Below are 15,066 nucleotides of genomic sequence, written 5' to 3'. Positions count from 1 at the left end.
CGAGCCGGGGCAGGCTGGCAACTTTTCAGTACCTTTGCACACTTTTCAGGCTGCGGAATTTTATAGCCCACAGCCATCGATTACAAACATGTTTAAACAGATTTACGGGAGAATATATGGCAGTTAACTACAGAGAGTTCCAGAAATTGAATTTGCCTGTTATAGAACAGGAAATGTTAGCTAAATGGAATGAAAACCAGGCATTTGAGAAAAGTGTGTCGCTCCGCAACGATGCTCCTTCCTTTGTGTTTTATGAAGGGCCGCCCAGCGCCAACGGTATGCCCGGTATTCACCACGTGATCAGCCGTACCCTCAAAGACCTGGTTTGCCGGTACAAGACCATGCAGGGCTACCAGGTAAACCGCAAAGCCGGCTGGGATACCCATGGCCTGCCCATTGAACTGGGAGTTGAAAAAGAACTGGGGATCACCAAAGAAGATATCGGCAAAAAGATCTCTGTAGAAGAATACAACCGCAAATGCCGCGAGGCCGTAATGCGGTATAAAGACAAATGGGACGACCTTACAAAAAAGATGGGTTATTGGGTCGACCTGAACGATCCTTATATCACCTTCGATAACAATTATATAGAAACCCTTTGGTACCTGTTGAGCAAAATGTATGAAAGGGGTTTACTGTACGAAAGCGTGAGCATTCAACCATATTCACCGGCTGCCGGTACCGGTCTTAGTTCACACGAGCTGAACCAGCCCGGTTGCTACAAAATGGTGAAAGACACCAGCGCCGTTGCCATGTTCAAGGCGGTGAAGGATGAAAAATCAGCCTTCCTGTTTGACGCGACAAAGAACCAGGCCCCTGAGCTGTTCTTCATGGCCTGGACCACCACTCCCTGGACGCTTCCTTCGAACCTCGGTTTAACGGTAGGGGCGCGCATCACCTATGTATTGGTTCAAACCTTTAACCCATATACACATTTGCCAATAAACGTGGTGCTTGCCAAAGACCTGTTGGGCAAATACTTCAAACCCGAAGCCGAAAATACCGGATTTGAGGAATACAAAGAAGGCGATAAAGTGCTGCCCTGGCGTATATTGACTGAGTTCAAAGGGGCGCAAATAGAAGGTTGCCGCTACGAGCAATTGCTGCCTTTTGAAGCCAATTCAATAGAATCAATAAAAGCCCTTACGCCTGATGCTAAACCATGGCGTGTACTGTTAGGTGATTTTGTTACCACTGAAGATGGTACCGGTATAGTACATACGGCTCCTGATTTTGGAGCAGATGACTTTAGGGTAGGAAGCAAATACAATCTGGGTTACTTTACTGGTATAAATAAATATGGAAAGCTGGAAAAGCTGGTTCTCGTTGACCGCACCGGCAAATTCGTAGATGGCCTTGGTGAGTTCAGCAACCGGTACGTAAAGAATTATAAAGACGAGAAAGACTATGTAGATGTGAACGTTGACATCTGCGTAAAGCTGAAAAAAGAGAACCGCGCCTTCAAGATCGAAAAATATGAGCATAATTATCCCCACTGCTGGCGCACCGATAAACCCGTATTATACTATCCGTTAGATGCCTGGTTCATAAAAACCACTGAGCTTAAAGACAGGCTGGTGGCCCTGAACAAGACCATCAACTGGAAGCCCAAATCAACCGGTGAAGGCCGCTTTGGCAACTGGCTCGAGAATATGGTTGACTGGAACCTGAGCCGCAGCCGCTTTTGGGGCACTGCCTTACCTATCTGGAAAACCGAAGATGGCAATGAAGAAAAATGCATTGGTTCGGTTCCCCAGTTAAAAGAAGAAGCGGCAAAAGCCGATAAAGCGCTGGGCACCAACAATGCAAAGATCATGGCTGACCTCGATCTGCATAAACCTTATGTAGATGACATCATACTTGTGAGCGACTCGGGCAAACCCATGAAACGGGTACCCGACCTTATTGACGTTTGGTTCGATAGCGGCGCCATGCCATACGCCCAATGGGGCCTCGATCATGAAAAGCTGAAAGCAGGTGATCCCTTCCCCTTCAAACAGCCTTTCAACAAGAACTACCCGGCCGATTTTATCGCCGAAGGGGTCGATCAAACCCGGGGCTGGTTCTATACCCTGCACGCCATAGCTGGTCTGTTATTTGATTCTGTAGCCTATAAGACCTGCGTATCGAACGGACTGGTTCTTGATAAGAATGGAAATAAAATGAGTAAGCGCCTCGGTAATGTGGTTGATCCGTTCAAAACCATTGAGCAGTACGGCGCCGATGCTACCCGCTGGTACCTGATCACCAATGCCTCACCCTGGGAGAACATGAAATTCGACCTCGAAGGCATCAAGGAAGTACAACGTAAGTTCTTTGGCACCCTGTACAATACCTATCAGTTCTTTGCACTGTATGCCAATGTTGACGGGTTTACCTTTAAAGAAGCGTACATTCCGCTGGAACAGCGGCCCGAGATCGACCGCTGGATCCTTTCTTCCCTGAATACCCTGGTGAAAAAGGTAACGGAATACATGGATGATTATGAGCCTACCCAGGCCGGCAGGGCCATGGAGGAGTTTTTGGATGAACACCTCAGTAACTGGTATGTGCGGTTGTGCCGCCGCCGGTTCTGGAAAGGGGAATATGAGCATGATAAAGTATGCGCTTACCAAACCCTGTACGAATGCCTGGAAACCATCTTAAAGCTGATGGCGCCCATTTCGCCCTTCTTCAGCGATGCGTTGTTCCAGAACCTGAACGCAGTTACCGGCAGGTATAGGGTAGAATCGGTACATCATACAGATTACCCCGTTAGTAACGCCGCCGTCATGGACGCCTCGCTCGAAGAGCGCATGCAGCTGGCCCAGGATATTTCTTCCCTGATACTGTCGTTACGGAAAACGGCCAAACTGAAAGTGCGGCAACCGTTGCAAAAGATACTGGTTCCTGTGTTGAATAAACACATGAAAGAGCAGATAGAACTGATCGAAGACCTGATAAAAAGCGAAGTGAATGTGAAGGAGATCGAATATCTAACGGAGGATAACGGGTTTATTAAAAAGAAGATAAAACCCAATTATACGGTGTTAGGTAAGAAGCTGGGGGCCAAAATGAAACCCGTAGCCGCAGCATTAAGCACTTTTACGCAGGAAGACATAGCGAAATTGGAAAAAGATGGCAGTATTTCATTGAATATTGAGAACGAACCCTTAATATTACAGACTAATGAAGTAGAGATCACCAGTGAAGATATCCCCGGGTGGATGGTAGCCAATAAAGATACTCTCACAGTGGCTTTGGATGTAACCGTTACCCCAGAACTGGTCAGCGAAGGAAATGCCCGCGAATTAGTTAACCGTATCCAGAAAATCCGCAAAGACAGTGGTTTCGAACTTACAGATCGAATAGTGGTTAAGGTAACCGAACACCAGGATTTGAATCAATCGATCGCCCAATTTAATAATTATATTTGTACTGAGATATTGGCAGATAAACTTGAACTAGTACCTGAATTACCAGATGGCACCGAAATTGAAGTGAACGATATTCCATTAAAAGTGTTCGTTACAAAAAAAGCGTAAAAGTATGGCAACCAAGAAAAAGGCGGCCAAGCCAGCAAAAAAAACGATTGCCCCCAAAAAACCAGCCCGTCCGGCCGGTGGGGCAGCCAAACCTGCTGCTAAAAAAGTAGTTGCTAAGAAGGACTCAAAGCCTGCTGTAAAAAAGGCGGCCAAACCTGTTATTGATAAGAAGGCGACGGTAAAACACCCGCCTGTTGTTCATCATCAGGAAGCCGCCAAAGCGCATGCCCATGTAAAGTCCCCTACCGCAGCTGCCGCCAAACCCGTTGCCAAACACGTTGATATAAAAGAAGTTAAAGACGTTAAAAAAACTGTTGAAGCTCCTGTTAAAGTAGAAAAACCGGAAGTAAAGGTGGAAGTTAAAAAAACGGAACAGGTAGTTCCTCCAACCCCACCCCCACCACCGCCACCCAAAAAGCCGGAACCTCCGGCGAAACCGGTAAAAGTGGTGATCCCGGAAATAAAAACAAAAACTTCACGCAGATACGAACCGGAATTCACAAAATCAGTATTAGATCAACCAGAAAACATTCAAACAGGACCAACCATGAGATATAGTGATGCCGAATTAAGCGAGTTCAAAGAACTGATCTTGAAAAAAGCAGAGCAGGCAAAAAAAGAACTTACTTATTTACAGGGTTTAATTACCCGCAAAGACGAAATGGGTGGCGATGAAAATGAAAATCGCTACATGACAATGGAAGATGGCAGCATGAGTATGGAACGGGAGCAGTTGGCCCAAATGGCCAGCCGCCAGATCAATTACATTGATCACCTCGAGAAAGCTCTGATGCGCATCGAAAACAAAACCTATGGCATTTGCCGGGTTACAGGAAAGCTCATCGATAAAGCCAGGTTACGCGCAGTTCCGCACGCTACCCTGAGTATCGAGGCCAAGCAAATGATGAATAAGTAAGCATTATCTGCTTAACATAATCGGTTGGTTATCATTCTGCTTGATGTGGAAGTGGATTGCTACGGCCGATAATTAATCAAAATAATTAAGCCTCCCGATACTTCGGGAGGCTTTTTCTATTAAGGGAAATGAAGTAAGAAATAAGAAATTTTGAGATTTAGAGATTTCGGGATTTTTCAGAATTCAATTCCGGGGAAATCACAAAATCTCTAAATCTCAAAATCAGCAATCTCAAAATCCTTTCTGCGATTCCGGCGCCCAGAATGCGGCAGGCATTGGTTTTTCGAGCAGGTACTGGTAATAGAACTTATACGCCTCATAGCGATTATGCACGCCCTTCAACCCCATTATCCCGTGCCGCTCGCCCGGATATACCATTAGCTCAAAATGCTTTTTCAGGTCTTCGAGCTTGTTGATGAGCACCAGGCTGTTCTGCATATGTACATTGTCGTCAGAAGTGCCGTGTACTATACGCAACAGTCCCTTGTATTTATCGGCATAGGTTAAAACCGACGTGTTTTTATAGCCCTCGGGGTTATCCTGTGGGGTGTTCATGAACCTTTCGGTATAATGGGTATCATAAAACTGCCAGTCGGTGACCGATGAATTGGCTATGCCATAGGGGAACACCTCGGCGCCATAAGTAAGGGCCATACAGGTCATATACCCCCCAAAGCTGCCGCCGGTGATACACAATTTATTGCTGTCGACCCAGGGCTGCCGTTTAAGCCAGCGGCCGCAGGTCATGAAATCTTCAATTTCGTATTTACCCAGCTGGCGGAAGATATAGTTCAATCCCTTTTTTCCGAAATGCCCGCTGCTGCGGTTGTCAAAAGCCACCTGTATCATGCCTTCCTGCGCAAACCATTGAGTGGGCGATACAGCCGCCTTCCACCGGTCGTATACGGTGCCGGCATTGGGTCCCCCGTAAATGCTGATGAGTACCGGGTATTTTTTAGTGGGATCAAAATTGATGGGGTAGGTGATCGTCACCGGCAGTTCAAATAAACCATCGGCAGAGGGAACCCGCACCAGTTCGTTCTTAGGCAGGTTATAGTTGTTGAAATTACTTCCTTTGCTGTTGGCCACCTCGCGAATGATCTTTCCTTTGGCATCAACCAGCGACATCACAGGCGGGGTATTTAAATTGGAATAGGCCGTGATAAAATAACTGCCGTTGGGCGAAATGCTGCAGAAATCATGGCTGAAATCGCCAAAGCTCAGTCGGGTCAATCCCTTTCCGTTCAAACCGGCTTTATACAGGTCAAAGCGTGTAGAGCTTTCCTTGCGGGCCCTGAAATAGATAGTGCCTGCTTTCTCATCCACTTTTACAATGGTGGTTCCCCAAAAATTACCAGCGGTAATGGCGTTCTTTAACTGACCATTGTTATCATAGTAATAAAGGTTCTCCCAGCCATCGCGATCGCTTTTAATGATGCAGCCTTTACCAGCCGACAGAAAGGTAATGCGTTCGCTTTCATCGAGATCGATCCAGGTTTCCTGCTTTTCATCATACACTTCTTTTTTGCTGCCATTGGCAAGATCGATATTATAGAACTTCAGGTTGTTTTGTTTGCGGTTCATCCATTGCACCCATAATTGTCCATCGGGCGACCAGGCCGGCTCACCGAAATACTGGTCATCCTGTGCATTGAAATCGGCCCAAATGGTTTCGCCGGGGTTAACCGATACGATGCCGATCTTTACTTCGGGGTTCTTGTCTCCGGCTTTGGGATAATGCTGGTTCTCAAGATAACCGTGCTGTCCATCGGCTACATAAATAGGGAACACGGGCACCTGCGAATCGTCGAAACGCATAAAGCAGAGGTGCTTGCTGTCGGGGCTCCACCAAAAGGCTTTATACTTGCTGGCCCGGCCCAGGATCTCCTCATAATATACCCAGGAGGCATAGCCGTTCAAAATAGTGGAAGAACCGTCTTTGGTAAGCTGGGTTTCCTGGCCGGTTGATAAATCCCTTACATACAGGTTATTGTCCTTTTTGGTATAGGCAGCCCATTTTCTATCGGGCGAATAAGTGGTATTAATGCCGCCGGGAACGTCTACCTGGGGCGGTGTAAACATGCCCGCATCGGGGTGGGGTAAGGTAGTGCCGGTCTTTACATCCACCATATAGGTGGCCATTTTTCCGTCGGCTTCTTTTTTTGTCAGTAAATAATGGGTATCGTCGACCCAGCCTTTGACCATCGGCAGTTGTTGAACAACGCCCGGTTCACCGTTTTTGAAGATCTGTTCAAAGGTGAAGTTTTGTTTTTGAGCATGGGAGGTAATACCAATAAGTAACAGGCATGGTAGTAACATGCCGGGTGCAGCAGCCCTTTTCATGTAGAGTTTTTATTTAGATCGAAAATTAGCTATTTAGATAATTTGGCGGCGGATTGATGGCTGAATGGCCGGATGAGGTGATGGTTGGGGCAACTAAGTCGACAGGCAAGCAATAAATTCGTTACCGGTTACCAGTTACCGGTCGCCAGGGCCCGGAAACCGGTAACCGGTAACTATTTCACCTCCTGCATTTCAACCAGCTTCCGGTAAAACCCGTTCTGTTCAATCAGTGTGTCGTGTGTACCACGTTCAACGATCTTTCCTTTCTGCAAAACGATGATCTCATCGGCATGGCGTATGGTGCTGAGCCGGTGCGCAATAACGATACTGGTGCGGTTCTCCATCATTTTATTGATGGCGTCCTGAACCAGGCGTTCGCTTTCTGTATCAAGAGAAGAAGTGGCTTCGTCGAGAATAAGGATGGGCGGGTTCTTTAAAACAGCCCGGGCAATGGTCAGGCGCTGGCGTTCGCCCCCGCTGAGCTTGCTGCCACGGTCGCCTATATTGGTTTGATAATTCTCTTCTTTTTGCATGATGAAATTATGCGCATTGGCCACGCGGGCCGCCGATTCAATTTCATCGATGGTGGCAACGGGGTTGCCCAGTGCAATATTGGCGGCAATGCTATCATTGAACAGGATGGGTTCCTGGGTAACAATACCCATTTGATCGCGCAGAGAAAGCAGGGAATATTCCTTGATGTTTATGCCGTCGATCAGTAATTCGCCGCTGCTTACATCGTGAAAGCGGGGCACCAGATCGGCCAGGGTACTTTTACCGGCGCCGGAGGAGCCTACCAGGGCGATGGTTTTACCCTTTTCAATGGTGAGGTTGATATTATCGAGAATGGTTACATCATTGTATTTAAACGATACATTCTTTAATTCGATCTTGTTTTCGAAGGTATTCAGTGTTCTTGGGTTAGCCACTTCCGAAACGGTTAACGGGGCATCTATCACTTCTTCAACCCTTTCAATAGCGGCGGCGCCGCGGCGCATGTTATAAAATGCCTGGGAAAGAGATTTGGCCGGTTGAATGATCTGGTAAAACAAAGCAAGATATGTGATAAAGGCTTCAGGCGCCAGGCCCTTTCCGCTAAATACCATTTGACCACCGATCCACAGGATACAGCAAAAGACCATTACGCCTAAAAACTCCGACATGGGCGAGGCCAGGTCACGCTTGAATGCCATTTTAATGCGGATATGATTCAGCAGGTTATTGGTACCAATAAACCGGGTCCTCATCAACTTTTCGGCATTAAAGGCCTTTACCACCCGCAAACCACCCAGGGTTTCATCGAGGATGCTCAGCAATAAACCCTGTTGTTCCTGTGCCTGGCCCGATTCCTTTTTCAAGGTGCGGCTTACCCGGCCAAGAATAAATCCGGCTACGGGTAACAATACCAGCATTATCAGTGACAACAGTGGACTTAAAAAAATCAGGGAAGCCAGTACTATTATGATGTTCAGCGGGTCTTTGATCAATCCTTCCAGGGCGCCAATGATGCTCCACTCAATTTCGTTCATGTCGTTGCTCATGCGGGAGATAATATCTCCTTTGCGTTGTTCGGTAAAATAGCTTACCGGCAGCAACAGTATTTTATCGTACAGGTCTTCCCTGAAACGTCTCATGATACTGTTACGCAGGGGAATAAGTGTTCTGAACGACAGGTATAAGAATAGATTTTTAAATAGAATTGATAATATGATCGTAACACATATGGCTATCAGGGCTCTCGGATAACCGTAATGGATAATTATATACGAAAGCCAGTACTTTAATTCGGTCATTACCCCTTCGGAGGTAAATACAAAAGGCGGTCTTACTGTAAGCGGGGTTTCATCCTGTGTAAACAACAATTTAAAAAAGGGGCCCAGCATGGCCAGCGAAACCAGGGAGAAAACAATGGATAACAAATTGAATACCAGGTAAGCTGCAATTTTTCCCTTCTGATCGCGCAGGTAAAAGAAAATCCTTGAAAATCTCTTCATGAATCAGTTAAATAATGAGTAAACGGTGCAAAGTAACTAATTTTACGGGTATTAAACCGTTAAGGAAATGCAAGAAGGGAAACGTCAAAAACAGGTGGGAAGTTTATTGAACGAGGAATTAAATTTAATTTTTCAGCGTTTGGGGTTAACAATGATCGATGGAGGCATGGTGTCTATTTCTTCTGTAAAGATCACGCCCGACCTGCTGGAAGCGCGCATTTACCTGAGCTTTTTCCAGGTAAAGGATGCCAATGCGACCTTGCAGAAGATTGAAGAAAGGGCCTGGGAAATAAAACGCGAACTAACGGGCCGGGTGGCCAAACAGTTACGGTGGATGCCCGAACTGCGGTTCTACCATGATGACACGCTTGACCACGTGTTTAAGATGGAGGAATTGTTCAAAAAGATCAATCCATCGGAAGATAAGGATACCAGCAAGTAACAATAAAGTACCAATCAAATAATCAAACCATCAACGGCTTGAACTTCCTTTTCGCCTGGCGATATTTTAAAGCCAAAAAAAGTACCAATGCCATTAATGTGATAGCATGGGTGAGCATTATTGCCATCATGGGTATTACGTTTGCTTTTATTGTGGTATTGAGTGTGTTCAATGGGTTTGAGGGGCTGGTAAAATCATTGTACTCTTCGTTTTACCCCGATCTGAGAATTGCCGCCAAATCGGGCAAAACCATCGTGCTTACGCCGCAGCAGTTGCAAAAGCTGACGGCCATAAAGGGCGTAAAGGCTTATAGCCTCATAGCCGAAGAAAAGACCCTGCTCATCAATGGCGATATACAGGTGCCCGTTACTTTGAAAGGGGTTGATACTTCCTATGAATCGGTTGTTGGGGTGGCCCAGAAACTGATCCGCGGTAATTTTCAAACCGGTAATACCGAAGAGCCTGCCCTTGTTTTGGGTAATGGTGTTGAAAACGCCGTTGGCATTGAAAGCGACAAATACATTTACCCGCTTACCGTTTATGCCTTTAAGCGGGGCCAGAACATCGAAATGGCCGATTATTCCCAATCGCTGGCGGCCGCCAATATCAATACTTCCGGTACATTCTTAATTCAACAGGACATCGATAACAAATACGCCATCACCAACCTCGGTTTCATGAAAATGATGATGGGGTTGGGGTCAAATGAATATAGCAGTTGTGAGTTGGCCCTGCATACCGGTTTTGATGCAGAGGATGTGCAAAGGGAAATTCAGCAACAGTTGGGAGCTAATTACCAGGTTGAAACAAAGTATGAGCAAAACCAAAGCTTATACAGTGTAATGAACCTCGAAAAATGGGCTATTTATGGCATTCTTACCTTAATGCTTATTGTGGCGGCTTTTACCATGATCGGCAGCCTTACCATGCTGGTGCTTGAAAAGCAAAAAGATATTCAGGTGCTGAAGTCGATGGGCGCCAATAACAAAATGGTACAAAAAATATTTTTGAGCGAAGGATTGTTGCTGGCAGGTATAGGGTCGGTTACCGGAGCGTTGCTGGCTATATTATTCTGTTGGGCCCAGGTTAAATATAAATTGATCGCCATTCAGGGTGGAACCTTTTTAATAGATTATTATCCGGTTCAATTAGTAGCAAAAGATTTTCTGCTGGTGTTGCTAACGGTATCCATTGTAGCTTTTCTGGCCTCCTGGTTCCCATCGCGCCGGGCAGCGTTGCAGCCGATTGAGTTGAGGAGTTAGATTTGATTATAATCAATTTATAGCATGCCATAACCAGGGATTTGAATATACCTGACTTATTTGTCTGCTAATTACAGATTTCCTGACCAGTGAATTTTTCTCGGGTGTTTTTATATCTCCCAATAAAAGACCGTTTATACGTACATCAGGATTTTTATTTAAAAAAACATCGGGCAATAATTTCCTTCTTAATGCAGTTTCATTTGCTGGTAACGAAGGGAGCATTTCAATTTGGTATCCATGATCGGCCAGGATCTTGCATGCTTCCATATTTTCAACTAATTCACCTTTCCCATGTAATGGATGTAAATCAATGCAACCACCCGACAACGATACATATGCCCGCAGGTATGCTTCTTCGATACTTCTTACACCATGATCCATTTTACAAGCAGGTTTATTTGGATATAACAATAAAAAAAGACCATCAGCAATACTGATAGCCTTAACAACTTAACCGGGTAATTAATGCCTGCATCTTATTTGCGTATGCAGAACATGTGAATTATTTTAGTTATCTATAAATATAATGAAATTGAGTTTTATGGAAAGGGTGGGGCACAAAAAAAGAACGAAGCTGTTAAGCTCCGTTCTCAATATTTTTAGACCTTTTACATCAAATTAATAATCTCCAAGCGTCTCTGGTAACTGGGCCAGTGCTTTGGCCAGTTGCTCATCGTTAGGCGCTATACCATGCCATTCATGGTGGCCTTCCATAAAGTCAACGCCGGCGCCCATAACCGTTCTCATTAATACAGCAACCGGTTTGCCTTTGCCGGTACGGGCTTTAGCCGCTTCAAGACCAGCTACTACTGCATCAATCTCATTGCCTTTATCAAGGATCATTACATCCCAGCCAAAAGCCGCGAATTTAGCTGGCAGGTCGCCCAGTGACATTACTTTATCGGTTGGACCGTCAATTTGCTGGCCATTCCAGTCAATAGTAGAAATAAGGTTATCTACTTTATTGTGGGCGGCAAACATGATAGCTTCCCAGTTCTGACCTTCATCGAGCTCGCCATCGCCATGTAAAGTGTATACTGTGTTATTCTCCCCATTCAGCTTTTTCGATAAAGCAACCCCAATGCCAACGCTCATGCCCTGTCCCAGGGAGCCGCTGGCAATGCGAATACCAGGCAGGTGCTCATGGGTAGCGGGGTGACCCTGCAAGCGGGAGTCAATCCTACGAAATGTGGATAGTTCTTTTACGTCGAAATAACCCGCACGGGCTAAAGTCGAGTAAAATACAGGTGAAATATGGCCGTTTGATAATATGAAAACATCTTCATTGCGCGCTTCCATAGTGAATTGCGGATTGTGCTTCATTACTTTGAAGTACAATGCGGTAAAATACTCGGTACAGCCAAGTGACCCCCCGGGGTGACCACTGGCACAACCATGAACCATACGTACAATATCCCTGCGAATTTGAGTAGCAATGTCCTTTAAAGGTGGCATAGCAAGATTAAAATTTGGCTGCAAAACTACAGGAATTGTTTTGTATACATAAATCAAATTAAACTTTCCCAATATTTTTATATCATATGCCGTTGTATAGAAAATTACCCGTATTTGAAGTAAGTGTTATTAATAGTTGGAAATTAGAAAATACGCTGTAATTTGCGGTGCTTTTGTGTTCATGAGCCAACCGGCCCGATTGGTAGCACGTTCGTATTCACGCATTATTATTACAATACTTACAAAATCAGGCTGATGTTTGATGTATTATTTTCTATAGCCATTTCTTTCGCTATTACCTTCTTAGCTATACCGGTAATTATAACCGTAGCAGAACAGAAAAAATTATTTGACATACCTGATGCCAGAAAAGTACACCAAAGCCCTATACCCTCATTGGGTGGCCTTGGGATCTTTGCAGGGTTTATGCTGGCCTGTTTAATAGCCATTCCCTACCTGGCGGCAACCGACTTCCAATATTATTTTGCAGCAGCCTTTGTGATCTTCTTCCTGGGCCTGAAAGATGATATCCTTGTTATTTCTCCCATTAAAAAATTCATTGGCCAGGTATTGGCGGCCTTCCTCATCATTTATAAAGGCAACATCCAGATAAAAAGCATGTATGGCTTTATGGGCATTCATGAACTGCCTGAAATGTTCAGCCTGGTGTTGACTTACCTCACCGTAATTGTTATCATTAACTCCTTTAATTTAATTGATGGCATCGATGGCCTCGCTGGTTCATTGGGCCTGCTGGCTTCTTCTATATTCGGTTTTTATTTTTTACAGGTGAACATGCTGGCCTATTCGATACTGGCCTTTTCACTCGCGGGCAGCCTCATGGCTTTCCTGATATTTAATTTTCAGCCTGCAAAAATATTTATGGGCGATACGGGGTCGCTACTCATTGGATTGGTGAACGCCATACTGGTTATAAAATTCATCAGTGTTGCCAACCAGGCCGATATTACTTACCCGGTTATTGCTTCACCGGCCATCAGTATTGCTATACTGGTAATTCCTTTAATGGATACATTACGGGTGTTTGCGATACGTGCTTTCCAACGCCGTTCGCCTTTTAGTCCCGACAGAAATCATATACACCACCTGTTGCTCGACAGGGGCTTTTCACATCGCAATATTACCCTGCTGCTGGTTTCAATTAATGTGTTATTCATTCTGGCAGCATATGCAGGCCGTAACCTGGGTTGCACCTGGATCATCCTGGCTATACTGATCGTGTTCTTTTCGGGTATTGCGGCATTGTACTATACCCGTCCGCGCACACGCCTGTTCGTGGCCAAAACCATTGATGTGCCGGAAGGGGAGCTTACAAGTACAAGCACCAAGATCGTTCCGCTTACTACCGATACTATTCTGGAGCATAAGAACTAGTTTCCAGTTGCCAGTTACCAGTTACCGGAAAATTTCCGATTTACAGGTATGCTGAATAATAATTTTAAACCTGCAATAAGGACCCGGTACCCGGAATCTGGAAACCGGTAACCCTTTGCTCTCTCCGCCATCCAAAAAATTTAAGTAGGTTTGCAGGCATTTAATATTTCTTCCTATGTCAGATGAATTAAATATTATTCAGGAATTAGCCCAGGAGAACATGGATAAGGCCATTAGCCACCTGGAAACAGAATTAGTGAAAGTACGTGCCGGAAAAGCCAATCCAAACCTGGTCGATGGTATCGTAGTTGATTATTATGGAACACCAACACCCATTAACCAGGTTGGTAATATTTCGGTAGCCGATGCGCGCACCCTGACTATTCAGCCCTGGGAAAAAAATATGCTTCAACCCATTGAAAGGGCCATCATTGCCGCCAACATTGGCATTAACCCACAGAATGATGGAAATATTATCAGGTTATTTATGCCGCCATTGACCGAAGAAAGGCGCAGGGACCTGGTGAAAAGATCGCACAGCGAAGGGGAGCATTCAAAAGTGGCCATCCGGAATATCCGCCGCGATGCCATGGAGCAAATAAAGAAATTACAAAAGAACGGTTTGAGCGAAGATGTTTGTAAAGACGGTGAGAAGAACGTACAGGAAATGACCGACCGCTATATTGGGCTGGTTGATAAACACCTGGCAGCGAAAGAAAAAGAGATCATGACCGTTTAAAAATGAAATTTAGCGATTTCGGGATTTAGGGATTTTGAGATTTTTCAGAAGCTACAACTATTTGAGATCTCAAAATCCCCAAATCTCAAAATCTGCAATTAGCTTCTCAGGGTTTTACCTTCCATCTCGTAGTAACATATACCCCCGCAAGAATAATAATCAAACCCACTACCTGCCATCCAACAATCGATTCCCCCGCCAGCCTTCCCCACGTTAATGCAATGAACGGAATACCGTAAGTAACCATAGAAGCCAGTAACCCCCCGGCGCGTTTTATAAGTATATAAAAAAGAATGGTGGCAACTGCCGTTCCCATAATACCCAATATGAAGGAGGCGCCGCTTGAAAAAAGCATATTTTTCTGGGTAAGCGGCAATGAAAAATAACCGGTTGCCCAAAGGATAATACAGCAAATGGGCAGCAGTAACGCAAAGCTTACCGCCACCACAGCCAGCGAAGACGTTTCTTTCAAATGACGGCCCACCAGGTTTATATTAAACCCATATAGAACGGTTGCAACCAGCGCAAACGAGGCATAAGAGAGATATTGCATATTCACACTGCCTTTGGCAAACAGTAATACCAACATACCGCCAATGGCAATAAGTACCCCTATTAATTTATGCAACTGGAACACCTGTCCAAAAAATAGCAATCCGGTAAATATGGTGAAGATGGGCGTGAGCGAATTCAGAAAGCCGGCGAGGGAACTATCGATCTTTATTTCGGCCAGGCAAAACAAATAAGCCGGGAAGAAGCTGCCTAACAAACCCGATAAAAAAACATACCCCAGCTTGTTACGGGGAATATTCTTCCATTGTTGTATGGCTACCGGCAACAATACTATGCCCGCGCTGAGTATGCGAATGGTGGCAACCTGGTAGGCACTTAAATGAGCAATCCCTTCTTTCATAAGAATAAAAGAGCTCCCCCAAATGATACAAAGCGCAATAAAAACGATCGCGTTAAAAAGCATCCCCCTGTTGCCCGGCA

The 15,066-nt window shown here is 45.2% G+C and carries 11 protein-coding genes; 6 read left to right on the top strand and 5 right to left on the bottom strand.

From position 1 onward, the window contains the following. Positions 1–116: 116 nt before the first annotated feature. Both ileS and A3860_RS40525 read left to right on the top strand, forming a co-directional pair. Positions 117–3,524, top strand: a complete 3,408-nt coding sequence (ileS, locus tag A3860_RS11160) for an isoleucine--tRNA ligase (RefSeq protein WP_081146771.1) — start codon at positions 117–119, stop codon at positions 3,522–3,524. Positions 3,525–3,528: 4 nt separating this feature from the next. Beyond that, positions 3,529–4,440, top strand: a complete 912-nt coding sequence (locus A3860_RS40525; protein ID WP_143774052.1) for a TraR/DksA family transcriptional regulator — start codon at positions 3,529–3,531, stop codon at positions 4,438–4,440. Between the two features lie 231 nt (positions 4,441–4,671). On the opposite strand, the gene A3860_RS11150 is transcribed toward A3860_RS40525, so the two are convergent. Continuing rightward, positions 4,672–6,783, bottom strand: a complete 2,112-nt coding sequence (locus A3860_RS11150; RefSeq protein WP_081146770.1) for a S9 family peptidase — start codon at positions 6,781–6,783, stop codon at positions 4,672–4,674. A gap of 173 nt (positions 6,784–6,956) precedes the next feature. Further along, the gene (locus A3860_RS11145) at positions 6,957–8,777 is read right to left on the bottom strand and encodes an ABC transporter ATP-binding protein (RefSeq protein WP_081146769.1); all 1,821 of its coding nucleotides are present in this window, start codon (positions 8,775–8,777) and stop codon (positions 6,957–6,959) included. 67 nt (positions 8,778–8,844) lie between these two features. Here A3860_RS11145 and rbfA point away from each other — a divergent pair, with 67 nt between their 5' ends. Together rbfA and A3860_RS11135 are read left to right on the top strand one after the other, a co-directional pair. Further along, positions 8,845–9,219 (top strand): 30S ribosome-binding factor RbfA, encoded by a 375-nt coding sequence (gene rbfA / locus A3860_RS11140; protein ID WP_081146768.1) that lies wholly within the window; start codon positions 8,845–8,847, stop codon positions 9,217–9,219. Between the two features lie 38 nt (positions 9,220–9,257). Then, entirely contained in the window at positions 9,258–10,481 is a 1,224-nt protein-coding gene (locus A3860_RS11135; RefSeq protein WP_081146767.1) for an FtsX-like permease family protein, read from the top strand. Between the two features lie 12 nt (positions 10,482–10,493). On the opposite strand, the gene A3860_RS11130 is transcribed toward A3860_RS11135, so the two are convergent. Together A3860_RS11130 and A3860_RS11125 are read right to left on the bottom strand one after the other, a co-directional pair. Beyond that, positions 10,494–10,865, bottom strand: a complete 372-nt coding sequence (locus A3860_RS11130; RefSeq protein ID WP_081146766.1) for a hypothetical protein — start codon at positions 10,863–10,865, stop codon at positions 10,494–10,496. A gap of 237 nt (positions 10,866–11,102) precedes the next feature. Further along, positions 11,103–11,939 carry a transketolase gene (locus tag A3860_RS11125; RefSeq protein ID WP_081146819.1) on the bottom strand — a complete coding sequence of 279 codons (837 nt, stop codon included), beginning with the start codon at positions 11,937–11,939 and terminating at the stop codon, positions 11,103–11,105. A 255-nt stretch (positions 11,940–12,194) separates the two neighbouring features. On the opposite strand from A3860_RS11125, the gene A3860_RS11120 reads away from it, so the two are divergent. Together A3860_RS11120 and frr are read left to right on the top strand one after the other, a co-directional pair. Continuing rightward, positions 12,195–13,334: an MraY family glycosyltransferase gene (locus A3860_RS11120; protein ID WP_081146765.1), complete on the top strand. Its 1,140-nt coding sequence runs from the start codon at positions 12,195–12,197 to the stop codon at positions 13,332–13,334. A 175-nt stretch (positions 13,335–13,509) separates the two neighbouring features. Then, complete coding sequence (frr, locus tag A3860_RS11115; protein WP_081146764.1) at positions 13,510–14,073, top strand: ribosome recycling factor; 564 nt, start codon at positions 13,510–13,512, stop codon at positions 14,071–14,073. Between the two features lie 106 nt (positions 14,074–14,179). On the opposite strand, the gene A3860_RS11110 is transcribed toward frr, so the two are convergent. Then, positions 14,180–15,049, bottom strand: a complete 870-nt coding sequence (locus A3860_RS11110; protein ID WP_262497296.1) for a DMT family transporter — start codon at positions 15,047–15,049, stop codon at positions 14,180–14,182. Positions 15,050–15,066: the final 17 nt, after the last annotated feature.

Origin of the sequence: Niastella vici (genome assembly GCF_002077945.1) — a bacterium.
GTDB classification, from domain to species: domain Bacteria; phylum Bacteroidota; class Bacteroidia; order Chitinophagales; family Chitinophagaceae; genus Niastella; species Niastella vici.
This window is presented reverse-complemented; position numbering and strand designations above follow the sequence as displayed.

Bases quoted from the DNA above. Each gene is read 5' to 3' on its own strand.
- A3860_RS11110 (WP_262497296.1), bottom strand. From the start codon at position 15,049: ATGCTTTTTAACGCGATCGTTTTTATTGCGCTTTGTATCATTTGGGGG.
- A3860_RS11145 (WP_081146769.1), bottom strand. From the start codon at position 8,777: ATGAAGAGATTTTCAAGGATTTTCTTTTACCTGCGCGATCAGAAGGGA.
- frr (WP_081146764.1), top strand. From the start codon at position 13,510: ATGTCAGATGAATTAAATATTATTCAGGAATTAGCCCAGGAGAACATG.
- A3860_RS11125 (WP_081146819.1), bottom strand. From the start codon at position 11,939: ATGCCACCTTTAAAGGACATTGCTACTCAAATTCGCAGGGATATTGTA.
- A3860_RS11120 (WP_081146765.1), top strand. From the start codon at position 12,195: ATGTTTGATGTATTATTTTCTATAGCCATTTCTTTCGCTATTACCTTC.
- A3860_RS11150 (WP_081146770.1), bottom strand. From the start codon at position 6,783: ATGAAAAGGGCTGCTGCACCCGGCATGTTACTACCATGCCTGTTACTT.
- rbfA (WP_081146768.1), top strand. From the start codon at position 8,845: ATGCAAGAAGGGAAACGTCAAAAACAGGTGGGAAGTTTATTGAACGAG.
- ileS (WP_081146771.1), top strand. From the start codon at position 117: ATGGCAGTTAACTACAGAGAGTTCCAGAAATTGAATTTGCCTGTTATA.
- A3860_RS40525 (WP_143774052.1), top strand. From the start codon at position 3,529: ATGGCAACCAAGAAAAAGGCGGCCAAGCCAGCAAAAAAAACGATTGCC.
- A3860_RS11130 (WP_081146766.1), bottom strand. From the start codon at position 10,865: ATGGATCATGGTGTAAGAAGTATCGAAGAAGCATACCTGCGGGCATAT.